We start from the raw sequence: 24,852 nt of genomic DNA, 5'->3' as shown, positions 1-24,852 counted from the left end.
CTAGAGTGGGTTTGCGTTAGCGGTTTTCTTGCTGCTGCAAGAACTGACGCACTTCGCGACCGGGAACATAACCGTAACCAAAGTTGGATTGATCACTATCATCCAGGATTTGAGGGGTCAGCATCACGATGACTTCTTGACGCTGATTATCGCGACTCGTGCTTCTGAAAAGCGAACCTAACAGAGGAAGGTCGCCCAAAATTGGAACTTTTCTTACAGAAGAACGATCGCTTTCCTGAATGATTCCAGACAAAATCAATGTTTGTCCATCGCGTAACCGAATTAAACCAGATTGAATCTCCCGTCTTGATAACAGCACGACTCGACCTGCACCTGTGTCTACGGTGCTAACCGGAGCCGTCACAGAGGGATTGATACTAAGAGAGACAAAGCCATTATCATCAATTCGATCCAGTACAATATCGAGCTTCAATCCTGCTTGCTGTCTTTCTAGCTCAACAGTTTCACGACTCACACCCGCCGTATCTGTACGGGTGATTTTAGTGTTCGTGACTACATCTTGAGTCAGGTTGACATTTGCTTTTTGACCCTCCTGGACAATAACAGTTGGATCAGTCAGAATTTTTGCATTTCCGCTCGTAACTTGCGACTGCAATCGTGCCAAAAAGCGCGTTGGGAATTGGAACAAAGTCGGCAAGGCAGCAGTAAGTGCTCCAACCGTTCCAGGTGAGAAGGCTCCTGTTACCCTTCCAGTGGTTGGATCAGTGGTGAACGTTGTCACATTAGGAGTCGCTGGAGTGATGTCGGTAATACCCGGTTGCAGAGGATTGTTCGTCTGAACCGATCGACCAAAGAATGTTGCAGATCCATTTGGAATGTTCGTTAACACTCGTCCATCAACAATGACTCGCTCTCCTGGAGACGTATTAGGAACTGGGAACCCAGCGCCATTGACATTAATGAAGCTGTTAGAATCCGTGTAGGGGTTATTGATGATAGGACGACCAGCTAAACTATCGGTCGATTCAGCACTAGTCGGTGGTCTGTACTGACCGAAGTTGAAAACTGCTGCACCTCGATCGACGTTAAAGAAGTTGTTGCCAATGCCAAAAGAGAAACTGGTGTTAAAGTCATCCGTTCTCAGCAAATTCACATCAACAATTTTTACATTGATTGCAACTTGACGACGACGAGCATCAAGTTGAGTGAGCAGGCGAGTTGCAATCTCAATCCTACGGGGTGATCCAACAAGAGTAACTGTGTTGAGACGAGGATCAGCGGTTATCGCTACTCCTCTGAGCAATAGCGGAGCCGTCCCCTCTGTTGCCCGTAGAGAAATGATTGCAGGTTCTTCAACTAATTCCTCTCGCACTTGGTTATCGGATCGTCTCAAGCTGACAACTGTTCTCCTTGTACCAGCTTGCTGGGTTTCAGCACCTTGAGTTGTTAGAAAACCAGCAGCATCAGACGCAGAAACCTGATTGAGACGGATGGTTCGAGTGATGAAATTTCTCGCATCGTCAGGGAGGCGAGGTCCAACAAACAGAGTTCGCCCAACTCGATTTGCTTCCAAAGACGCACATTGACCCGTACTGCCACCATTTACCACTGCAAACGTTGGCGTTACGCAAGTGACTCGCAAGACGTGGTTAAATACCTCCTGGACAGATTCATTCTCAATGTCTAAAGAGATTGTAGGACCATTCGGTTTAGCACCTTGCTGTCCCTGCTGTCCGTTACTAGGCGGCTCGACATAAGCTAGGTTCAATTTTGCTGCACGTGCCAAAAGTGACAACACTTCTCGTACTGGAGCATCACGCAACACCAACCGAGGAATCCGCTCATTTGTGCCGAGATCGATCGTTGTTGCTGAGGTATCAATCTGCGAAATCGCTTGATCACCGACTGGAGGCGCAACGGCTCTTCTGAGCAACGGTGGAGCTGGGGCAACTGGAACGACTGGCTGTCCTTGATTCGGCACCTGAGCACTCGGAACAAACGGAGCGATCGGAGTGGTCGAATTTGGCATCGATTGAGCGACGGGAGCCGTTGGCAAAGGAGCCGACTGTGCTTGAGCCGTAACGATCGGAGGGGCAGTGTTCGGAGCACTTCCGCCACCTGCACCCGCAACATTGAAGATCACACCTTGAGCATTCCGGGAAGCAATTTGACCGATCGGGGCTGCATTCGTTCCCACGACCGTCACTTGCACACCATTCGCACCCGACGGAATCACTGAAATCTGAGCAATTCCAGGAGCCGGATTTTTCTGATTGAACGGTTGACTGATTTGGGCATTGAACACATACGCATTCCACGTATTGCCGCGATTGACGTTGAACACTTGAGGCGCTTTGCCGCCTTGGGTTTCGAGCACAACATCAAAACCAGCACCATTCGGGTTGACGCGCACATTGGTGACTTGGGTTGGGTTAGCAGACGCAGGACTGACTAGGGCAAGCGTCGCGGCAGTTGCAATAGTGATCGATCGAAGCTCTTTCACGGGGGACACTCCTCTTAGGGGGAATTGGGGATTATATGGATGGTTTTTCGCTGCGTTGGAAGTGGGTTTCGCCCCCTAAATCCCCCATTCTGGGGGACTTTGAGCGTTAAAGCTCTTTTGGTTTGAAGTCCCCCACTCGTGGGGGATTTAGGGGGCTTCCCGGATTTGCAATCGCAGCGCAGAAGTTCATCAGCGATCGCTATTTTTTCTCAGGGGATTGCTGAGCCGCTTGTACCGCTTGTCGATCGACATCGGTCAACGGCAACAGTGCATCCATCTGGAAGGTCGCCGCGATTTGGTTATCCGGTTGGCAGTTGGTTAAATAGCGGATCGTGCCGTCGGGCTGGATTTCGTACAAGCCTTCTGCTACTTTTTGATCCACGACTTTGACATCTAGATTGCGAACCAGTAACAGCGGTTGAAGCCGCTCGATCGTTCTAAAAATCGACTGCGTTTGGTTAAAGTTGCCGCGAATCTCGATATCGATCGTTTGGCGCTTTAGCTTGTTGTTAATTGGCGCACCCAGCGAACTATCGTTGATCACTGCGGCTCCTTTATCGTCCGGCTTGAAGCGTTTTAACTTTGCCTCAGACACTAGCGGACCAAACTGATCTTGAAACTCTTGAGCACCGCCCGGAGTCGCGAATATTTGCCGCACATACGCTGGACAAGCATTTAGCTTTGTATTTCTTGCAGCGAGTAACCCTGCATTGTTCCGCTCGATCAATTGGTTGAGATCAAACATCAGCGTATTCAAGGTTTTCTCATTGGCAAACAAGCTGTAAACCTGATCTCGTTTCTGTTTTGCTTTCTCTAACTGATCCTTCGCATCCTGAATCTGTTTACGAATCGCGCCTTGTTGTTGAAGCTGTTGCGTTTTCTCTTCGACAGACTTGCTCAAGGTTTGATTCGTTTCAAATGCAGGCATCACCAGATAGTAGATCAGCGCACCGCCACCGAGCAAACCCAGCAGACCCAGCAGAATTCCGCTAATGGTTGGCGTAAATGTGACCCCAAACGCTGTGGGATAGTTTGGAGTACTCTCAAACTCCGAATCAGGAATAAAGTCAGCCGTCATGGTTTTTTCGCTCCGTCTGGTTTCGCTGCGGGGGTCGGAGATTTCGGAGCCGACTCCGAGATCACACCGCGTTCTTTCAAGGCTTCGATCCGAGTCACAAGACCCACTGCCCCTTTACGATCGAGTTCCCGAATCAATTCCGAAGCCGGAACATCATTAATCGCAGTTGCGATCGCAAACGAGACTCGTCGCGGTAGGCGAGGAGGTTTGAACTCACCCATTTCCCGCTTCACGCCTGGAAATTCTGGTAGCTGAAGCGTTCTTTCCTCACCCAACTCCGCGCTGATGACTTTGGTTTGATCGGCTCTGAGAAAATTCGATTGCTGAAGCGTCAATAGAAAATCATTGACATCATTAAACGAATTCGCTGTTCCTTTAATCTCGATGCGTCCTGACACGGGAGTCGTCGAGGCTGCGGGAGTGATTCCAGCAGCAGCCGGATCAGCTTTCTGCTCAATCGAGGCAAGCTGGACCGTCGAAGGCAAGCGATCGCGAATGTCCTGAGTCATTGCTGACCAAGGTTTGATCTGGTTAAACACGGAAGCCAGCGACTCTGCTTCTGCGGTCGCTTGTTTCGCGTCTTCCTGAATCTTCGAGAGATTTTTCTTCTCAGTTTCTAAATTGCCAAGCTGTATCTCTAAATCGGCTTTCTGCTTTTCTAAATCACCGTTTCGCAAGGTGAGAATTCCCAAGAGCGCCGCCGCAAGTGTCGGAAAAAAGACCAGCGCTGCAACTCCAAGATACAGCGGGCGACGATCGTCGGATGAAATCGAGGGTTTGCGTCCTCCACTGCTGCGCCGTTTATCGGGCTTGATCTCTGGTCGATCGTTGAGAAAATTGACATCTAAACTGTACATTTACCACGCCTCCCGCAGTCCTAAACCGAGTACCACACCCAGACCAGGGCGCAAGTTCGCTGGAATTTCATCACCGTTGAGCGATAAAGCCGTGACCGGATCAACCAAGCTACAGGGCAAACTCAATCGAGTTGTAAAAAATTCGTCTAATTGCCCGATCGCGGCTCCGGGTCCAGCTAACATCACCTGCGCGACTTCGAGGTTTTCGCCTTGGTTCAGGTAGAAATCAATCGATCGCCGCAGTTCATCGCTCAGTTCTCCTAACACTCGCAGCATCGCCGCCGCTCCTGGATTTCCACCCGGTCGGTTAGAATCCCCGGTCGGAATCGTCATTCCTTGCAGTAAATCAATATTGCGCGAGGGCGGTAAATTCATCGCTCTCGATAGCGCCGATTGAATTTGATAAGTTCCGATCGGGACAGTTCGCGAAAACTGAGGCACACCATCCACCGTGATCGAAATTTCGGTATTGTCAAACTCGATATCGACCAGTGCGACCGCTTCTTGAGGGGCAAACTGTCTCAACTGTTCTCGAATCGTCCGAATCAGCGAAAAACTACTGACTTCCAGGACATCAACCTGTAACCCCGCTTGCTGGAATGTATTGAGATAGGTATCTGTCACTTCTTTGCGGGTCGCAACTAGGAGAACTTGCACCTTTTCGATCCCGTCTTCATCCACAAACAGACCGAGCTTCTGGTAATCAACATCGGCTTCTTCACGAGGAAAAGGCAGATACAAGCCCGCTTCTTGATTGAGCACCATTTCGCGCAGTTCTCGATCGTCGAGTTCTGCCGGAACGGGAATAATCCGCGTCACCGTATCGCGCCCACCAGGAACCGCCGTTGCCACCTGTTTCACTTTGATTTTGTGTTCGGCTAACGCAGATTGAATAATCTCTGCCATCGCGGGCGGATCGGTGATTTGCCCTTCGTGAAACACACCTTCAGGAACGGGAACCGTCGCATAAGAACCGAGTCGAAAGCCTTGCCCCTGTTTCCGCAGGAGCACAATGTTTAGGCGATCGGCGGCTAACTCAATGCCAACCCCCCTTGATTTTTTTGAGAATAAACTCTTGACGTTAACCACTGTTTGTTAGCCCGCTGTAAGTGAATGAGTAACAGGTGTCTGCATTCGAGAAGTGCAGTCTTGGGATGTTGAAAAAGTTTGGGTGATCACACGGAAATTTATCTAAAAATCTGTTACTCTATTGAGCATCGATCGTGATTTATTTCTCGTGTAACGAACTTAGACTGCCCAGGTTTTTACAAGAATAAACAACTCAATTCAAGAAAGTTAGAGAAATTTCTAAAACGGTTGCCCCTAAACGTTTCGAGCAACTGAAAACAGAGCGAATCTCGACTAGAAATCACTCTAAATTGCTCAGTTTGAGCCAATTGTTTTGCTCAGAAATTACAATCTTTTCGGGTGTAATTCGTTCAACTAAGTATCGCTACGGAAGCCTCCTCAATGTAAGAAATAGCACACCTAATTTTGCATACTACACGCGATTTTAAAAACAGCACGATTAATTTTCGAGAGGTAGATTCGTGATAATACGGGGATGATAGATAGGAATTTCACTATGATTGATGTCATTGTGATTGGTAGCGGAATCGGTGGCTTGAGTTGTGCAGCAATTCTGGCGAAATATGGATTTAATGTGCTCGTGTGTGAGAGTCATTCGATCGCTGGAGGAGCCGCCCATAGTTTTAAGCGCAACGGATATACGTTCGATTCGGGTCCTTCCTTGTATTCGGGAATGTCTTACAGTCCTTCTCCGAATCCCTTACGGCAAGTTTTAGACGCGATCGACGAAGATATCTCGTGGCTAAATTACGAAACGTGGGGCTGTTGTCTGCCAGAAGGAACGTTCGATACGCAAGTCGGAGCTTCTCAGTTCTGCGAAGTCTTACAGCAACTTCGAGGAGAATCTGCGGTTGCAGAATGGCAACGATTGCAAGAAGTAATGAGTCCGTTAGCAAGAGCCGCGATCGCGCTTCCCCCCGCTGCGGTGCGCTATGACTTAGGAGCACTTTTAAGCGTTGGACAGTACTTACCTGCAATGGTGCAAAATGCGATCGGGTTTTCCAAGCTTACTGGAGCATTCGCGCCTGTAATGAATCAGGTGATTACTGATCCATTCATTCGCAATTGGTTAGATCTATTGTGCTTTTTACTATCGGGACTTCCAGCAGATAGCACTAATGCCGCTGAAGTGGCGTTTATGTTTGCCGATTGGTATCGCCCGAATGTGAAATTGGACTATCCAGCGGGTGGGAGTGGTGCGATCGTCGATGCGTTAGTTCGTGGCATTGAAAAGCATAGTGGTAAAGTTCGCTTAAGAGCACCCGTAGAAAAGGTTTTAGTTGAAAATCAGAAAGCGATCGGGGTGCGATTGCAAAACGGTGAAGAACTGCGATCGCGCTATGTGGTTTCCAATGCTTCGATTTGGGACACGCTTAAGTTAGTCGATAGTTTCCCGAAACGATTTCAGCAAGCACGACAAGCAACACCGACCTGTGAGAGTTTCATGCACTTGCACTTAGGCATTGATGCACAGGGATTAGACTCGATCGCGTGTCATCACATTGTGGTCAATGATTGGAACTTAGGCATTGGTGCGCCTCAAAATGTTGTGCTGATCTCGATTCCATCCATTCTTGATCCATCCCTTGCACCTGATGGAAAACATGCCATTCATGTCTACACACCGGGCAATGAACCTTATGAAGTTTGGGAGCAATGTGAGAACTATGAGGAACTAAAACAACAACGGGCGGAGGTCATGTGGAAAGCTTTGGAGCGAGTGATACCGGATATTCGATCGAGAACTGAACTATCGTTAGTCGGAACACCCATCACTCACGAAAGATTTTTACGTCGATATCGAGGAACTTATGGAGCAGCAATTCGCGCAACCGATGGATTGTTCCCCAGTGCGATGACACCGATTTCAGGATTGTTGTGCTGTGGAGATTCGACATTTCCAGGCATTGGATTACCTGCGGTGGCTGCGAGTGGAATGATCGCGGCAAATACGATCGCGCCTGTGGGTAAACATTTGGAATTATTGCGATCGATCCGATAATCTATCGTTGCAACGGAAGATCCGGGTAGAGCGATTATGAAAGTTGAATCATAAATTGTGTAATTACTGTGAGGCAGGCATCTTGCCTGCTTCCCGGTGGCGGGCAGGATGCCTGCCCCACAATTGCCCCATTACACAATACCTATCACGCTCTCGGCACCACCTTCAAAATAATCGGTGCATCCGGAACATCCATCGTCACCCGGCTCGGAGTCGAAAACGTCGCCGTCGCAGAATCCGATCGATTCGGTAAAAACGTCGCCGCTTCCTTTGTTGGCGTTAACAAATTCACCGTGACCCGTTGCGTTTTCGTCGCTTCTGTACTTTCAGAATTCAGCCACATCACTAGATAAAACTCACCATTGCTCTTTTGCAGCAACATATGACGCAGATCTTTGACATCGCCGCTGAAATAGTAGGAGAGCGATCCACTTGCCGTACTTCCAGGCTTATCATTCAACACACGAATCATGTTCCGCAGCGCATAAAACGCAGGCTTCGGAGTGCCATCATGCCGAATAATCCCGTAGTTATTTTCCGAATCAGGCAGGGGGCGCTGATCCAGAAATTCATAGAGAAACGTGCGCTTGATACCTCGATTAAAGAATTCTAGAAACGTGCGTGGAATGTACTTTGCTGAAACTTGCTCGGTCACAGCTTTGTGTGTCGTTTCTCGATCGTTAATCCCATTGTGATAGCCCGTTTCGGTCACGATGATCGTTTTGTTGTCCGAATATTTTCGCGTCAACGGCAACCAACGTCGATCGAAGTCAAACGCTGGAACTCGACCCCCCGAATAACTGTGCATATTGCCGTAATCACTGTATTCGCCCAGTGATCCGATTTTTTCAGCATGTTCTGGCTGTGCCATCGACGGAATCAACACAGGCAATTTTGCAGTCACGGGATCATTTTTGACTGCACGATACAGCTCCGATTGATACAAGCGCAGTCCGTCCGGGTAGTTTGCACCTTTATAGGTCATATTCCCGACATCCCATTCATTCGGACCTTCGACCGCCTCGATTCCGGGCATTCCTGCCTTAATCAGCGAGACTGCATTATCTGGTGTCACTCCATCACGCGGGTCCATGATCAACGTCGTCTTGATTCCACTCTGTGCCAATCGTCGAATCTTGGGGTACAGATTCGGATCGTTACCACCATCGCGAATGTGTCGGAGTCCCAATTCTTTTAGACGCGGCTCGACCACATCATCAAAGCGTCCATAACTGAGTCCGGTGTAGCGTAAATGGGTATTAATTCCCATCGAGTCGATAAAAGTATCAGCAGGTCGCGCACGCTCTCGAATTGTGTCTGCGATCGCGGAAGTCATCACATACTGAGTATTCACGGGCTGACCGGAAAAGACCTGGAGCATATACGTTCCAGCGCTCAAAACTGCGGAGATTGATTCCATCATGGTTCCATCATTGGCAGATGTGCTAATAATATCGCCCCGCTCATTGAGCAGTTTGAGATCTACGTTAGCAGCTAGATTTCCAATGGTGACGTTGATTGCCGTCGATTGTGTCAGAGTAAATCGGTAGAAATCCGAAAGATTCTCAGAGCTTAAACTATCGTTAATCGACGTGAGACTGTTGATATCAATGTCTCGCGCATCTCCCATCAAAGCCGCGCCCGAATTCGTATTCGTGCTGATAAACGGTGATTTTAGCTGACTTTGTGGAATGATTTCTCGCGTCTGGCTTGGACTTGCCCAATATAGTTTCGCGCTGGCATCTCCTCCGAATTCTGCATATTCCACTCGAAGATCGTAGTTTTGTCCAGCATCAAGATTGATCGTGGAATTGCGATCGCTCGGTACATCCCAACGATCGATCAGTAATTGATCATTAATCCACACACGGATGCGATCGTCTGCCTCTGCGGAAAATGTATAAGATTCGGAATACAAAGGCGAAATTTGTCCCGTCCAGCGAACCGAGAAATTATCACGATTTACGGCTTGAGTTGGGGAGTTTCCGCCCCAGTTGAAGTCGATCGTCGGATCAGTGCGAATGAGCGATCGCTGATTTAAATCCGCATCATTAAAGTATTCCGCTTTCAGTCCGATTGCCCCATAAGTCGTTGAACTCGAAGCAGCAACCACATTGAGTAATGGAAAAAGGGTATCGGGGTTCGGGTCAGTGGATAGAGCAGCCGTAAGATTTTTTGGCAAACTAAAGCTACCGATCTCTCCCTGCGTGGAAGTCGGGTCTAACACCATTCAAGATTCCTCTGTCATTTGACAAACAAAAATCAGCCGTAATTTCAACAACGGCGACGATTTTGTAAAAGTCAGGAACGAGTCATTAATCAGTTACAGCCAGAACACACACTTGCTGTTCGTCGAGACATACATATCAAACAAACTCAATCGATCAAGGTAGCAACGCACACCAAATTCATCAGATTCTTTACGTTCTTCCTAGTTAAGCATCCAAGATCTTTTAATCACTCAGCATCACACAATCAGCGAATCGCTTAAGTAGTAAGGCTGTAATGTTTCTGATGGAATTCGCTCCGTATCTTATCGCAGCTTTATTTTATTTAGTGAATTCTTTTGTTATTTAGGCACTCGTATTCTCAATGTCTTCCATGACGAACAGTTTATTTGACACAAATTTAGACTTCTATGTTGCTTACAGTACCGGGGTGATCGCTGGCTGATCGATCACCCCAGTACTGAAGAATAAATGCTAAATCGCAGATTCACTATCGTTGAAGAATTGCCTTTGCTTTGTCGATCGCGCCAGAATTTCTCACAATTTCCACAAGTCGTCGGGTCGCGGGTAATTGGTCAAACCATTTCAGATTTGCACAGTCGCTTCGAGAACTGCGCTGCCCTCCAAAACTGGGAACCGCCTTAAGCAAGCAAAGATTTTCTTCGCGGGATACATCGAAGAGTGCACCATCCGAGTAAACCGTGACAGGCGCTGAGTAGTTATCCGGGAGTGATAGCGTATGCTCGAAGGTCGCAATGAGGGGGTCAAACGCTTTCGCATTCACCGCGTAGAAATGAGTACCAATGAAGGGCTTTTCAATCGATCGCAGCGTGGCAAAACTTGGATCGTCGAGTTGTATCCGAGTTTCAGGCGGGTCGCCCACTCCAGGAAGATGCCCAAATAAAACCACATCCCAATCGGATTGTTGTAGCTGCTCGATCAGGTGTGTTTCGTAACGCTTGAAATGCTCTGATATCGCTAAATCGTCTTCGATCACTAAAACGTTTTGAAGTCCGAGTTGTTTCGCTTGGCGATAAATGGCGAGATGGCTCATATAGCACCCCCGCAGCCCGATCAAGGGAAAAATCCCGGCATGATCTGGTTTCACCGCCTCGAATAATTCCACTTTTCCCCGTTGAAATGGCATTCCAGCTTTCGCCAGTTCTTGTGTAATTTGTTGACGACGATCGTGGCGTTCGGGCAGGTTGATCACATAGATTCGATCGAAGAACTCCAAGAATTTCATAGCGCCGCACCGTCTAACCTGTTCTCAGTAGGTTTACTTATCCCAGTACAGCGAGAATTTACACTCGACCGCATCGCTGTCATATCTTTATGCAATCTTTAGAAATTTAATAAATGAGTTAGAAGTGATACAAAGCCTTACGGATACGCGGTTTCGTTGCCCAACTTTCCGAAAAAATCTCAAGATGTAACAGTTCGCAACGTATAATTGAAGCGAATTGTCGATCACTAGGTGAACGAACGAATGCGAGTAGCGATCGCCGGAGGCGGCTTAGCAGGGTTATCCTGTGCGAAATATTTAGTCGATGCTGGACACACGCCGATCGTGCTGGAAAGTCGCGATGTTTTGGGTGGACTGGTGGCAGCGTGGAAAGATGAAGACGGCGATTGGTATGAAACCGGACTTCATGCGTTTTTCGGAGCCTATCCGAATATGCTGCAACTAATGGGCGAGTTAGATATCCTCGATCGACTTCAGTGGAAAGAACACGCGCTGATTTTTAACCAGCCGGAGAAGCCGGAGACTTATTCTTACTTCAAAGTGCCTGACATCCCGGCTCCGTTCAATGTCATCATGTCGATTCTGAATAATAACGATATGTTGACCTGGGAGCAAAAGATCCGATTTGCGATCGGACTTTGGCCCGGTGTGCTCAGGGGTCAGAAATACGTCGAGGACATGGACAAGTACAGCCTGCTCGAATGGCTGCGTCGTCAAGGAATTGGCGAACGGGTTAGCTCTGATATTTTTATCGCAGCCTCGAAAGCCCTGACTTTTATCAATCCTGACGAAGTTTCCGCAACGATCATTCTGACCGCGCTCAATAAATTTTTACAAGAACGCTACGGCTCGAAGATCGCTTTTCTCGACGGTTCACCGACAGAAAGACTCTGCCAGCCGATCGTGGATCACATCGTGGCAAACGGTGGCGAAGTCCAACTGAAAAAACCGCTCAAGCAAATATTGCTAAACGATGACAATACCGTCAAAGGGTTTCTCATTCGCGGATTAGATGGCGCACCGGATGAATTGATCACGGCAGATCGCTATGTTTCCGCCATGTCGGTCGATGTGATGAAAGTCCTGATGCCGCAACCGTGGAAAGAAATGCCCTTCTTCCAAAAGCTCGAAGGCTTAGAAGGCGTTCCGGTGATTAACCTGCATCTGTGGTTCGATCGCAAACTGACGGACATCGATCAGCTTCTGTTTTCCCGATCGGACTTGCTCAGCGTGTATGCCGATATGAGCGTCACCTGCAAAGCGTATGAAGATCCAAATCAGTCGATGTTAGAACTCGTTCTAGCTCCGGCAAAAGATTGGATCGACAAATCCGAAGAGGAAATTATCGCAGCCACGATGAAGGACTTAGAGCGGTTATTCCCGCAGCATTTGACGGGCGAAAATCCTGCCAAACTGCGGAAATACAAAGTCGTGAAAACGCCTCGATCGGTTTACACCTCGTCACCCGGACGACAGGCATATCGACCCGATCAAGCGACCCCGATCGACAACTTCTATCTTTCGGGCAGTTACACGATGCAACAGTATCTGGGGAGTATGGAAGGTGCCGTCCTTTCTGGTAAGCTGACAGCGCAGGCAATTACGAACGCGCCTGTCTCTACCGCGACCAAGGCAAAACCCTTAGTCACCAGTAGCAATTAGCGCTTTGTCAACCTTTCCATCTGCATATCCGAATGCTGCAATTGCCCGAACAACCCTCTTCCTTTGTACGATCGCTGGCTTCTGTCGATGAGGCTTACGAACAGTGCCGCCAATTGATGGAACACTTTACGAAGTCTTTCTACTTGGCGACGCTGTTATTTCCGACCGAAAAACGACGGGCGATTTGGGCAATTTATGTCTGGTGTCGTCGTACTGATGAATTAGTCGATGGCTTAAATGGCAAAAACGCAACCGATGACACGCTAGATCAGTGGGAAACCCGCTTAGAAAAAATCTTCGCGGGCTATCCCGAAGATGATTTCGATGTGGCACTGGTGGATGCGGTGGAACGATTCCCGATCGAGATTCAGCCGTTCCGCGACATGATCGCAGGTCAACGCATGGATCTCTATCGCAGCCGTTATGAGACTTTTGATGAGCTTTATTTGTACTGCTATCGGGTGGCGAGTACGGTGGGGCTGATGTCTACGAATGTGATGGGATTGGCGGAACCTGATACGAGTGTGCCGTGGTATCGTCCTGAGTCGGGCTATTCACCACTCGATGATGCGATCGCGCTCGGTGTGGCGAAGCAGTTAACGAACATTCTGCGCGATATCGGTGAAGATGCGCGTCGAGGTCGGATTTATTTGCCCTTGGAAGATCTGGAGCGATTTGGATATACCGAAGACGATTTGTTCAAAGGCGTAAATGACGATCGATGGAAAGCATTGATGAAATTTCAAATCGATCGAGCGCGGCAGTTTTATAACCAGGCAGAACGGGGAATTCGATCGCTTAATGAGGATGCACGTTGGCCCGTTTGGTCGGCATTAATGCTGTATAGCCGAATTTTAAACGCGATCGAGAATAACAACTACGACAATTTCAGTCGGCGGGCATATGTGCCGGGAATGCGGAAAATGTCGTTGTTGCCGATTTCCTGGTTGCGGGCGAAGGTGTTGTAAATTCGGGTTGTTTGGAGGAATTGGGCGATCGCAAAAATCCGGGTAGAGACGCGATTAATCGCGTCTCTACGGATCGATCGGGGATAAACGATCAATCTATATAACCGCCCGAATGACCAATCAATCCATTCGTGCCCGCGCCCCTTCTGGCAACGGTCTACCTTTCGGTTCTGGCAACGTCGGACGGCGTTCATACGGTAATGGAATGTATTGCACCGATGGACGACCGCCTTGGGGCTGTGGATACAATTCCATCAGATCGTAAATCTCTCGATCGAGTCCCACCGTAATCGGCAATCCTAGCTCCGAGGCTTCCTCAACCGTGATCGGATAATCGTGCGTCACCTTTCCAGTCGTCAACGCATCGATCACGTTTTCGATCTTGTCTGGATCAATCTTCGGTTGTGGAACAGCATCTTTTAACAAGGTTCGGACAAATCGCTGCACTTGCGCGATCGCTTTACGCGACAAATCCGCCATAATCAACGTTTGATCGTCGATATCCCCGATCGGCTTATCTTCCACAACTTTCAGCACACTTGCTGCCGGAAAGTTACCCAATTGCGGATCAACCGGACCCAACACCGCATTTGCATCCATGACGATTTCATCGGCTGCCAACGCTAACATCGTTCCACCGCTCATCGCGTAGTGCGGCACGTAAACGGTGACTTTTGCAGGGTGACGAATCAGAGCGCGGGCGATTTGTTCGGTTGCAAGTACCAATCCACCTGGAGTGTGCAGAATTAAATCGATCGGTACATCAGGCGGAGTTAATCGAATGGCGCGAAGGATTTGTTCAGAATCTTCGATCGTAATGTAGCGAGACAATGGAATCCCTAACAAGCTAATCGATTCTTGACGGTGAACGAGCAAAATTACGCGACTATTTCGCTTGCGTTCGATAGTTTTGAGTGTGTTATACCGTCGAGTCTCGGTTTGGCGACGTTGCCATAAAGGTTGTAGGGACGAAAAAATGAAAAATACCCAAATTAAGTCAAAGAAACTGAAAGTCATAGAACAACCTAAAGCGGAATACTGCTCCATTGTTTCAGTTTCGATTCTGGGAAATCTCTACCTTGAGAACTAAACTAATCCACGCACCAAGCCGACAAACACACCTTCGATCGCGACTTCTTCCGCCTGTTTTTCGATTACTGGATAGCTCGGATTTGCAGGCTGCAAGATAATCTGATCGCCGCTCCAAAATAAATGCTTCAAAGTCGTTTGCGTCTCAAATCGGGCTGCAACAATTTCGCCGTTTCTAATCGTTTTCGGTTCCGATTCTTTTCTCAAAATCACGACATCACCATCTGCGATCGCGGCTCCGATCATGCTATCTCCCCGAACCCGCAGCGCAAAATACTGACTGATTTGCTGCCGTCGTTTCCCAGCAAAATGCGGCAACGTTGAGATATCAACATACTCATCAACATCAGAATCAGAAAAGGTTTCAACGAGTCCACCCGCTGCGATTACGCCAAGAATCGGGATGTTTTTCGATCGAGGTTTACAAATCACGAGCGACTTTACCGAACCCTCTTTCCAGGCAACATACCCCGCATTTCTGAGATCGGTTAAATGAAAGCGGATTGTATCTTTCGACTTGTAGCCTAGTGCCGCTGCCATCTCACCGTAAGACGGCACAGAATGATGTCGATCGATGTAATCTTCCAGCCAGTCTAATAGTTTTTGTTTGGGAGGAGAGAGGTCAGCCATGACGATTTAGAACAAGTGTACTTATTAGAATATCTGATCTTTATGGATAATTCTAGATTTCTCTAACATTCCCGGTATCCTGCCTGAGTTCCAACTTCACCCTTAGAATGGAGATTGCACCGAACCGCCGAGATAGATATGAGCGCAGAGTTTCTTGATTCGTATGATGTGATTGTGGTCGGAGCCGGACACGCAGGATGTGAGGCGGCGCTTGCGACTGCACGTTTAGGCTGTCGGACGTTACTCCTGACGTTAAATCTCGACAAAATCGCTTGGCAACCTTGCAATCCGGCAGTTGGCGGTCCGGCAAAATCTCAATTGGTGCATGAAGCAGACGCATTGGGCGGCGAGATTGGCAAAATGGCAGATCGGACTTATCTGCAAAAGCGAATTCTCAATTCGTCGCGAGGTCCTGCGGTGTGGGCGCTCCGAGCACAAACCGATAAGCGCGAATATGCAGCGATCATGAAAAACATCGTTGAGAATCAAGAAAATTTGACGATCCGGGAAGGCATGGCAACGGATCTGGTTTTGAACTCGAATGATGAAGTGATCGGGGTTGAAACTTACTTCGGTGTTGCGTTTGAGTGCAAAGCGGTGGTGCTGACCACCGGAACGTTTCTCGGTGGGAAGATTTGGGTCGGGAATAAGTCGATGGATGCGGGTCGTGCGGGAGAATTTGCTGCGATCGGCTTAACGGATACGCTGAATCGATTCGGATTTGAAACCGGACGATTAAAGACTGGGACTCCCGCACGAGTCGATCGACGTTCTGTAAACTTCGACGTTTTGGAACGTCAGCCCAGCGATTCAGAAACCCGCTGGTTTAGCTTTGATCCAGAAGTTTGGGTCGATCGGGAAACAATGGATTGTCATCTGACTCGCACGACAGCAGAGACACATCGGATCATTCGCGAAAATTTGCATCTATCGCCTGTATACGGCGGTTGGGTTGATGCGAAAGGACCGCGATACTGTCCGAGCATCGAAGATAAGATTGTGCGATTTGCGGATAAAGAAAGCCATCAGATCTTTATCGAACCGGAAGGGCGCGACATTCCAGAACTCTACATCCAAGGATTTTCAACGGGATTACCGGAAAAAGTTCAACTGCAAATGTTGCGATCGCTTCCCGGTCTAGAAAATTGCGCGATGCTCCGTCCTGCTTATGCGGTCGAATATGACTATCTCCCGGCAACACAGTGCTATCCAACTTTGATGACTAAAAAAATCAGTGGATTGTTCTGTGCAGGTCAAGTCAACGGAACAACCGGATACGAAGAAGCTGCCGCCCAAGGATTAGTTGCAGGGATCAATGCAGCAAGATTGTGTCAGGGCAAGGAAATGGTCATTTTCTCACGTGAACAAAGCTACATTGGTACCTTGATTGATGATCTCTGTACTAAGGATTTGCGCGAACCCTATCGGATGTTGACTTCTCGATCGGAATATCGCTTAATTCTGCGATCGGACAACGCCGATCAGCGTTTAACCCCGCTAGGACGTGAGATTGGATTAATTGACGATCGACGCTGGACACTGTTCACTCAGAAACAAGAGAACATCGCAGCAGAAAAAGAACGACTGCATGAAACGCGGGTAAAGGAACACGATCCAGTCGGAAAAGCGATTACCGAATCTACTCAACAAGCGATCAAAGGTTCAATCACGCTTGCTGAATTGCTGCGCCGTTCCGGATTTCACTATGTTGATCTAGAGCAGTATAACTTAGGCAATCCGAGCCTGAATCAAGCTGAAAAAGAAGGGGCTGAGATCGATATCAAATACTCAGGTTACATTCAGCGCCAACAGCATCAGATTGATCAAATCAGCAAGCAAGAGAATCGCAAGCTGCCCGAAACCTTGAACTATGACCAGATCGAAACGCTCTCGAAAGAGGCGCGAGAAAAACTATCAAAAGTTCGTCCTTTAACGATCGGGCAAGCCAGTCGAATTGGTGGAGTTAACCCGGCAGATATCAATGCGCTGTTAATTTATCTAGAGATTCAGGCGCGGCGAGTGGCAGAAACTGTGTAGCAAGCACTACTGTTGCAGAAAATTCTTGCAATCAAGTGAATCTAACTCTAAACTGAGTCCGTACTATCGGATAAGCCAGATCAATTGATACAGCAATATTAATTCGTCGGGCTGGTTTATTGTCTACAACAGTTATCATGAACACACTCAAAAAATGGCTCCAGTACGGGTTACTGGGCGCGATCGCTTGTCTAACGCTCGTCAGCATTTCTGTTTTCTCTCAGCCAGTTCATAGTCAAGAGACGGTGACATTAAGAACTTCGCAAGCGATGTTACAGGAAGCTGAAACGGTCTTGATGGCTCAAGGAGCAGAGAGCAGCCCGATCACGCGCTATGTAGCAGTGCTGACTAAAGATGAAGTTGTGCCGACCGCTACGACAAGTAGTGCATTTGGGGCGGCAGGTGCAGTTTTAATTGGCGATCGCTTAGTGGTACGCGGCGATTTTAGTAATCTGTCCAGTCCGTTGCGGGACTATACCACTGACCCCGCCAGCCCACCAAATCCCAACATTACATCAGGCGTACACATTCACCGGGGTGAACCGACTGCCAATGGTCCATTTCAGTATGCGTTGCAGGTTAGCCCAAGCGAAAACGGGCTTCGCGGTCGATTGGCGGGAGAATATACGCTGACAAGTGAGCAGGTAGCAGCATTAACAAGCGGTAATTTGTACGTTGATATTCACACCCGGCAGAATCGTACAGGTGAATTACGCGGCATCTTCAAACCGTTCTAAACTGCTGCAATAAACGAGGGTACGCGGATTCGTCTGAGAGAATATTTGAAAAGTTGTCGTTCGTTGCCACAGCCCGCCCTGAAATGAATTTCGGGCTAATCGACGCAAGTCCATTGAAATGGACTAAGAACCTGAAGCTGGCTCTGAGTCTACTTCAGTAGACTTTCCACCATTAGCCCGAAATTCCATTTCAGGGCGGGCGGCAATCGAAGCGAAGAGACTTTTTATACTTTTCAAACACCCTCTGAGGTTGAGCGATCGCGATATCCCGTTTCTAAGTCAGTTCGATGAATCTTCCCGCTTCGATTCGATCTCGCCCCGAATTTCATTCCGTGCGAGTGAACAACGGATCGAAGGAATTCATCGAACTGATGTCAATTTAGAGATAGTTCATCGGATCGACAGGTTCGCCGTTTTCTCGAACTTCAAAGTGTAAGTGTGGTCCGGTCGATAATCCGGTTGAACCTGTAGCCGCGATCGCTTTCCCACGTTCGACGGTTTCCCCTTCGGAAACAGACAATTCCTGAGCGTGAGCGTACATCGTCGTAATGCCATTTCCATGATCGAGAATGACCGTATTTCCATAGCCGCCGTACCATCCAGCAAAAATCACCGTTCCGCGATCGGCAGCCAAGATCGGCGCACCATAATCCGCTCCAAAATCGACTCCAGCATGAAAGCGCTGATAGCCCAGAATCGGATGAGTTCGATAGCCAAAACCGCTGGTAATGGGTCCATCACTCGGTAAGTTAAACTGTCCAGTTCCTAGAATCACAATGCCGTTTTTGGCGCGTTCTTCAGCGATGCGTCTTTGAATCAGTTCACCGATGCTCTTTGAATCCTTTTCAAGTTGTGCTTCTGCGGCTTCGAGCGCACGACGATTCGTTCTGAGTCGATCGACAATTTCTTTCTGCGATTCTGCCTGCTGCTCGAATTGGGCTTTCTGTCCCATCAATTGTTGAGCCAACAAAGTCGTATTAATTTTTTGCTGCTCGACTTGTTGACGTTGGCGATCGACCGTTTCCGCTTCAGTTTTTAGTTCTGCTAGATTGCGCCGATCGTTCTTGTAGATCTGCTTTAGGCGAAATCTACGATCAAGAAAATCATTCAAGTTCTCACTCTGCAATAGAACCGCCCAACCACTACTACTTTGCTGACGTTGCAAAAATCGCAGGCGGGAAACAGTTGCAGATTGTCGTTGCTGATAGCTTTTCTCTGCTTCTCCGAGTTGAGCTTCTAGCTTTTTCAGCACTCGATTCGCATTACTTAGTTTTGCTTCAGTCGTTTGAATCTGTGTTGTGGTCGCTTGAATGTTCCGACGAATGCCGTTGAGGTCTTTTTGTGCTGATCGCTCTTGGCGTTGAACTTTCTCGCGTTCTTTTTGGATCTGCGATCGCTGTTGGTCTAATTGTTGCTGTTGCTGTTTGAGTTGATCAATCTCCTGCGCCGCAACAGGCAAACACAGCAAAACAACGCAGCATAATCCAATTAGCAGCTTTTTGAGCGAAGACAACGATTGAACGATCGCACTCATATTCTTGACTCACAGCACTGTCAAAACAGGAACCATTATGTCGAGAACTCATCGATCGACCATGCTGAAATTACGGGCAATCTCTAAATCGTGCAGAAATATCCCTGTACCAAAACCGCATCAATACTCAAAACGCTACACACTCGCTAATAAAATCTCCTGTACAGCAGTCGCTTGGGTGTTCACTGGCTCAAACGTGAGTGGCAACTTGATCCAAAATGCTGCACCTTTTCCGCACTCCGACTCACACCAAAATTCACCTGCATGTTTGTCCGTAACGATTTGATAACTAATCGATAGCCCCAATCCTGTTCCCCTGCCGATCGGCTTCGTGGTGAAAAATGGGTCGAAAAGCCGTGATTTCACCTCTTCGGTCATTCCAGTCCCATTATCAGCAATGCAAATCAACACATGCTCACCTGCCGCCGTTGTTGTAATCGAAATGCGACCTGGGCAAGTTTGCCAGCGCTCTGGATCTTGCTCCTCCAAAGCATCGATCGCATTACTGATCAGATTCATAAACACCTGATTCAGTTGTCCACCGTTGCACTCAACCAGAGGTAAATCTCCATAATGCTTGATTACCTCGATCGCTGGACGATGCGAATCTGCTTTCAGGCGACTTTGTAAAATCATCAACGTACTGTCAATGCCATCATGAATATTGAACGGTTTCACTTCTGCCTCATCCAAACGGGAGAACGTGCGGAGAGAAAGCACGATGTTCCGAATGCGATCACAACCAACCCGCATCGAATGCAGAAGCTTTGGTAAGTCTTGCAAAGCAAAGTCTAAATCGCTTCTTTCCAAATGCTGCTGCAACTCTAGCGGGTAAGGCTCTGAATAATACCTCTGATAAAGCTGAATCAGGTGAACGAGATCTTCAATGTAGTCTTCCGCGTATTGTAAATTTCCAAAAATGAAGCTAACTGGGTTATTAATCTCGTGAGCAACTCCTGCAACAAGCTGCCCCAAGCTAGACATCTTTTCGGTTTGAACTAACTGCGCTTGAGCTTTCTGAAGATCAATCAAAGTCTGCTCTAATTTTCGAGCTTGCGCTTCAGCGAGCGTCGCCAAATTTTCTTTAATTTGCAGCGCCGATTGTAGCTGAACCCGCTGATTGCGAAGCTCATCTGCTAACTTCTTGGTATCTGCTAGAGCTGCGTTCTGTGACTGTAGCAAAAATAGAAAATCAACAACCGGATCATGAATTGCAAAATCTTTGAGCTTCAGCCCGAACGGTTCTAGGCTTTTCGTTTCTGTGACCCAAGGTGAACCAATGAACAAGACGACTGCTGGATCATTCAAGCAGATCATCTGCCCTTTAAGCTGCATTCCAGTATGAAGCGATTCCAGTAGAAATAGAGATTTTTCGTGCTTCCTAATCGCACCAATTTCAAAAGAAATCTTTGGGCGATTAATACAAAAGTGCTGGTCAAAGTCACTGTTCAGCAATTCTACTGGATTAACCCTCTGAATCACTTCTCCAGCTTGAATGATTTCTTGCTGATCATTGAAAACGAGATGGAACGGAAAAAATTTCGAGAATAATTCGGGCGTAAACGTCAAATTTAGAGCGTTCATAGCTTCGGAGCGCGTTGAAGAAAAAGTTTAAATGCCTCGAAACAGTCGCTCGGTAACTTCATTGAGCGTCAAATGCTATACCGAGCGACTGTCTCCTCTCAGTTCTCTTTGTATTTCACAACAAACACATCGTGGTCTGCACCGATCTCCCGACTTTCCGTCTGTACCACATCCACTTCAGTGTTAAACCGATCGCCTAGTCCCTTCACCAAGCCTGCAACCATCGGTGCAAGTCCCTCCCGCTCAGAACGATAGTGCAACTGCAACGACCTCTCCTCTGTATCCGTACACTCAAACGAGGGAGGTTGTAACTTGGGAAAGGTTACGCCAACCCGTGCATGAAGATTGTCCAAGTTTTCCAAGAATTCGGGCAGCGTATCACCGCTCATTTCTAGCAATTCACCATACCCTTCTTCAGCCGTATACTTGACCCAAAACTCTCCAAATGCCTGCATGATCTCAGCACTTGATAAACCTAAAACATGACTTGCAGCCTTCACCAATCGATGCGTGAGATCATCAGGATAAGCTTCCATACTCACGAAAACCTCGTCCTGCACTTCAGCCTTCGTTTTAATCTGCGTCCAAATCTCTTCCCCGCACTGCGAACAAACCATATCCTGAATTGCTTTATTGACAAGACCGTACATTCTCCACCTCCATCTCTTAAAGCGTTGATAATAGGATGCCCTCAGAGATGCAGCAGCAACACCTCTGAGAAAACGCAACTTGGCAACGTACGATCGAGGAACTAAGCGACCAGAACTCGCGACTGAGGAGCCTCTGCAATTTGCCGCTGAACTCCATCAAAGAAATTGCGACGAGCATCCATTGCCTCAAGCACTGCACGATTGACCTCACCAGCAATCTCATCATTGATGATTCGAGGTTTTAATAAAGCTGCCAGGTTCGCTGCGTGACTGTCATCGACGCTGATATGAACATCAAAGAACAGCAGATCGTCAGACAAGAATTTTCCTGCACCCGCAATTCCTGTGTAGAGCTGGCTGTATAGCATGTTCACGATTTCTAGTTCGCAGTTGAACAAGCGATGACATTCTCTGAAATGGGAGACCGATTGTTCAATGAACTCGCTGAGCAAATGGTAACTGCACATCCATATCGCTTGCTGTTTGAACACAAGCTGAAGCCAGAGTTGTTCGAGCAAGTCCAGCGGGCTGTTGCTGGTTATGTATCTGCGTGTCTTGATTGTCCGTTGATTGTTTCTGAAGTTGAACTGATTGAGCGCTTGATGGCAGTCAGGGGCAAGTTAGTCAATCACACAGGAACAGGACTTTTGATGCCAAAGCGCGGACAGGCATTGGCGTTTAATTTGGGGCAGAAAAGTGTTGCAGATGCGTTTTCTCAATTAGGCGGGAATGATTTGATTGATGCGGTCGATTTACCTGTGAATGTTCGCATGGTTTACGGACAGATGAATCCTGCAAATCTGAAGCTACCCTTTACCAGCACGAAGTTGCATAGTGATGGTTGGGCGGGGGTTCATTCTGATGCGATTGTAGTGGTTTTGCCTGTGTTTGGAGATATCGACAACATTACGATCGAAGCGGGTGAAATGCCGCGTGAGATGGAACTCGGAGCAATGCGGGTAATGTCTGATTTCGATGAAGGGCGTGATATTCCCAAAGTGATTGCTTATTCGGATGCTCAGCTTCAGCACGGCAAAATGTACTTCAATGATGCACGCGGACTGCATCAAATGGTGCGACGAGTTTCTGAGGGTGTACGAATCTCGATCGATTTTCGGTTCCGCAGAAAGTTCAATGAAGCGTACCGATCGATGATTCCATCTGGAGCGATGGAGTCTGGCATTGAGGAAGACAACTGCATTCCTTATGAAGAATGGCTCAAGGTGGGTCGCGATCTCATGATTGTGTTTGATGAAACGATGGCGGAAGCAACGGCGAAACGTCAGGGTTCTGCTCCCGTTCCACTCTATACGAAGGGCTGTCGTTTGGTTGACCTTTTTTAATCAGGTAACAGAGCAATCAAAACCATGACATCCGTGTTCAGAAGCTCGAAGTACGCTTATTGAGTTTCTGAACACGGATTTTGCTGTCAGCAGATTACAGCACAACTCAATCAGCAGCTTTTTGAGCAAAGACAACGATCTCACATTCTTGAGAACAGGAGCCACTATTCTCCTTCCAATTGATCTCGGTAAAAATGCAGAACACTCAAGCGTAGGTTCGTTGACTTATTTTGTCCGTAGAAGCATTTTTTGAGACCGCGATTTTACTGAGATTACTTCAACGGCTCATTAAATTTTGAGGTAAAGCTTGAGTAAGATACGCAATTCAGCTTTTCTTTCAGCAGAAACAGGCTTAGATTGAGGCAAAGTTTACCGTATTATTACTGAAATGCCAGATTCATATGAAGAATGCTATAAGTCAGCGAAATCATCATGAATCTTCAATAGACTAATGTAATAACTTATACATGTAGTCTCAATTTACTCAGATGTCCAAAAACTTGTCGCCTACGCTTTTAATGCTTTGTTCTGGGATCGCAAGTTTAAGCTTACTGTTTGCCTCAAATCCAGCATTCGCGAAAGCAAACAATGGGAATGGCAACTCGGCTTCCCAAAACAAAGAGCAGACTCAGACCCAAACTCAGACCCAAACTCAGACCCAAACTCAGACCGTTGTCACCCCAACTCAGACAGCCTCCCCTGAAACCAGTTCTTTCACGGTTGGACTTGCAGACTTAGGAAAAATCTTCCGAATCAACTTTGACGGAAATGTTGACACGAAAACAGTCAGCGGATTGACCTCATTCGTTGATCTGACCTTCAAAGGCTTCACCACACAGAACGGAAATACGATCGCGGCTTTCGATGCCCTGATCGACAACACTTCTAGCGGGGACATTCTCTCGCGGGTTTCGGGATTTGGCTTCAACACCAGCGGAACACTTCTCAGCGCAACCACACCTACAACAAGCGGAGTCTACAACAAAGCGCATTTAGGCGGCTCCTTCCCGAATCAGTTCGGGGATATCGGTGTCTGCTTCAATATTGGAAACACCTGCCAAGGTGGAACCAATGGAGGAGTGAACAATAACGCCTCACTGCCTGGAACCTTTGACGCTGGAACTTTCAGCTTCACGCTGGCACTCGCAGGCAACATCAACACTCTGAGCCTCAGCAATTTTGGTGTTCGCTATCAAAGTATCGACAGCGCTTCTCTTGGTCTCAATGGTGCAAGCGGTACAGGTCGCAGTACCTCTGTTGTCGTGAATCCGCCTAGCACCAATCCTCCAGTCACGAATCCTCCGGTTAACCCCAATCCTCCGATCGTCGAACCTCCGGTTAACCCCAATCCCCCCGTCACCAATCCGCCAGTTAACCCCAATCCTCCGGTCACGAATCCGCCTCTGTTCGAGACCCCGATCGATGGAACGAAACCTACCGATCCAACACCGCCCACACCGCCGAGTGAACCCACTCCGCCCCCCAAAGTCATCACACCACCGAAGCCCAAAAAAGTACCGGAACCCAGCACGATCGCTGCATTAACCTTAGTCGGCGCGGTCGCACTGAAGTACCGCAAAAAACAAGAACTCGAATCGGAAATCTAAATCAAAGCTAAGAGGGAGCAATCCCTCTTTTTTAATGTTTGATCGAT

At 47.9% G+C, this 24,852-nt stretch carries 19 protein-coding genes; 7 read left to right on the top strand and 12 right to left on the bottom strand.

Annotation, left to right across the window (positions count from 1 at the left end):
* Positions 1-16: 16 nt before the first annotated feature.
* The 4 genes from NIES2104_RS18555 to pilM all read right to left on the bottom strand — a co-directional run bounded on the left by NIES2104_RS18555 (position 17) and on the right by pilM (position 5,488).
* On the bottom strand, positions 17-2,464 hold the full coding sequence (locus tag NIES2104_RS18555; RefSeq protein ID WP_072218099.1) for a type IV pilus secretin family protein: 2,448 nt from the start codon (positions 2,462-2,464) through the stop codon (positions 17-19).
* A gap of 199 nt (positions 2,465-2,663) precedes the next feature.
* Positions 2,664-3,542: a hypothetical protein gene (locus NIES2104_RS18550; protein ID WP_058999756.1), complete on the bottom strand. Its 879-nt coding sequence runs from the start codon at positions 3,540-3,542 to the stop codon at positions 2,664-2,666.
* Entirely contained in the window at positions 3,539-4,399 is an 861-nt protein-coding gene (locus NIES2104_RS18545) for a PilN domain-containing protein (RefSeq protein WP_058999755.1), read from the bottom strand. Before NIES2104_RS18545 ends, NIES2104_RS18550 begins: the two co-directional genes overlap by 4 nt.
* A complete protein-coding gene (gene pilM / locus NIES2104_RS18540) occupies positions 4,400-5,488 on the bottom strand; it encodes a type IV pilus assembly protein PilM (protein WP_058999754.1) in 1,089 nt (362 codons plus the stop codon).
* Between the two features lie 496 nt (positions 5,489-5,984).
* On the opposite strand from pilM, the gene NIES2104_RS18535 reads away from it, so the two are divergent.
* The gene (locus tag NIES2104_RS18535) at positions 5,985-7,490 is read left to right on the top strand and encodes an NAD(P)/FAD-dependent oxidoreductase (protein WP_058999753.1); all 1,506 of its coding nucleotides are present in this window, start codon (positions 5,985-5,987) and stop codon (positions 7,488-7,490) included.
* 145 nt (positions 7,491-7,635) lie between these two features.
* Here NIES2104_RS18535 and NIES2104_RS18530 read toward each other — a convergent pair whose 3' ends face one another.
* Together NIES2104_RS18530 and NIES2104_RS18525 are read right to left on the bottom strand one after the other, a co-directional pair.
* Positions 7,636-9,720, bottom strand: coding sequence for a PA14 domain-containing protein (locus tag NIES2104_RS18530; RefSeq protein WP_058999752.1), 2,085 nt, complete (start codon positions 9,718-9,720; stop codon positions 7,636-7,638).
* A gap of 488 nt (positions 9,721-10,208) precedes the next feature.
* On the bottom strand, positions 10,209-10,964 hold the full coding sequence (locus NIES2104_RS18525) for a glycosyltransferase family 25 protein (protein ID WP_058999751.1): 756 nt from the start codon (positions 10,962-10,964) through the stop codon (positions 10,209-10,211).
* Positions 10,965-11,207: 243 nt separating this feature from the next.
* On the opposite strand from NIES2104_RS18525, the gene pds reads away from it, so the two are divergent.
* The gene (gene pds, locus NIES2104_RS18520) at positions 11,208-12,626 is read left to right on the top strand and encodes a 15-cis-phytoene desaturase (RefSeq protein WP_058999750.1); all 1,419 of its coding nucleotides are present in this window, start codon (positions 11,208-11,210) and stop codon (positions 12,624-12,626) included.
* A gap of 32 nt (positions 12,627-12,658) precedes the next feature.
* The gene (locus NIES2104_RS18515; protein ID WP_058999749.1) at positions 12,659-13,594 is read left to right on the top strand and encodes a phytoene synthase; all 936 of its coding nucleotides are present in this window, start codon (positions 12,659-12,661) and stop codon (positions 13,592-13,594) included.
* 120 nt (positions 13,595-13,714) lie between these two features.
* Here NIES2104_RS18515 and NIES2104_RS18510 read toward each other — a convergent pair whose 3' ends face one another.
* Complete coding sequence (locus NIES2104_RS18510; RefSeq protein ID WP_058999748.1) at positions 13,715-14,611, bottom strand: hypothetical protein; 897 nt, start codon at positions 14,609-14,611, stop codon at positions 13,715-13,717.
* A 69-nt stretch (positions 14,612-14,680) separates the two neighbouring features.
* Positions 14,681-15,313: a transcriptional repressor LexA gene (lexA, locus tag NIES2104_RS18505; protein WP_058999747.1), complete on the bottom strand. Its 633-nt coding sequence runs from the start codon at positions 15,311-15,313 to the stop codon at positions 14,681-14,683.
* 138 nt (positions 15,314-15,451) lie between these two features.
* Here lexA and mnmG point away from each other — a divergent pair, with 138 nt between their 5' ends.
* Together mnmG and NIES2104_RS18495 are read left to right on the top strand one after the other, a co-directional pair.
* The gene (gene mnmG, locus NIES2104_RS18500; RefSeq protein ID WP_058999746.1) at positions 15,452-17,350 is read left to right on the top strand and encodes a tRNA uridine-5-carboxymethylaminomethyl(34) synthesis enzyme MnmG; all 1,899 of its coding nucleotides are present in this window, start codon (positions 15,452-15,454) and stop codon (positions 17,348-17,350) included.
* Between the two features lie 137 nt (positions 17,351-17,487).
* Complete coding sequence (locus NIES2104_RS18495) at positions 17,488-18,087, top strand: CHRD domain-containing protein (protein ID WP_058999745.1); 600 nt, start codon at positions 17,488-17,490, stop codon at positions 18,085-18,087.
* Positions 18,088-18,466: 379 nt separating this feature from the next.
* Here NIES2104_RS18495 and NIES2104_RS18490 read toward each other — a convergent pair whose 3' ends face one another.
* From NIES2104_RS18490 to NIES2104_RS18475, 4 genes are all read right to left on the bottom strand, one after another.
* Positions 18,467-19,621 (bottom strand): murein hydrolase activator EnvC, encoded by a 1,155-nt coding sequence (locus tag NIES2104_RS18490; RefSeq protein ID WP_058999744.1) that lies wholly within the window; start codon positions 19,619-19,621, stop codon positions 18,467-18,469.
* A 135-nt stretch (positions 19,622-19,756) separates the two neighbouring features.
* Positions 19,757-21,205, bottom strand: a complete 1,449-nt coding sequence (locus NIES2104_RS18485; RefSeq protein ID WP_058999743.1) for a sensor histidine kinase — start codon at positions 21,203-21,205, stop codon at positions 19,757-19,759.
* Between the two features lie 98 nt (positions 21,206-21,303).
* Positions 21,304-21,855, bottom strand: coding sequence for a heme NO-binding domain-containing protein (locus NIES2104_RS18480; protein ID WP_058999742.1), 552 nt, complete (start codon positions 21,853-21,855; stop codon positions 21,304-21,306).
* 101 nt (positions 21,856-21,956) lie between these two features.
* A complete protein-coding gene (locus NIES2104_RS18475) occupies positions 21,957-22,223 on the bottom strand; it encodes a hypothetical protein (protein WP_058999741.1) in 267 nt (88 codons plus the stop codon).
* Between the two features lie 33 nt (positions 22,224-22,256).
* Here NIES2104_RS18475 and NIES2104_RS18470 point away from each other — a divergent pair, with 33 nt between their 5' ends.
* Positions 22,257-23,198 carry a hypothetical protein gene (locus NIES2104_RS18470; RefSeq protein ID WP_058999740.1) on the top strand — a complete coding sequence of 314 codons (942 nt, stop codon included), beginning with the start codon at positions 22,257-22,259 and terminating at the stop codon, positions 23,196-23,198.
* 488 nt (positions 23,199-23,686) lie between these two features.
* Entirely contained in the window at positions 23,687-24,805 is a 1,119-nt protein-coding gene (locus NIES2104_RS18465; protein ID WP_156427103.1) for a cistern family PEP-CTERM protein, read from the top strand.
* The last annotated feature ends 47 nt before the right edge of the window (positions 24,806-24,852 follow it).

The sequence above is a fragment of the Leptolyngbya sp. NIES-2104 genome, assembly GCF_001485215.1.
GTDB lineage: Bacteria > Cyanobacteriota > Cyanobacteriia > Leptolyngbyales > Leptolyngbyaceae > Leptolyngbya.
This window is presented reverse-complemented; position numbering and strand designations above follow the sequence as displayed.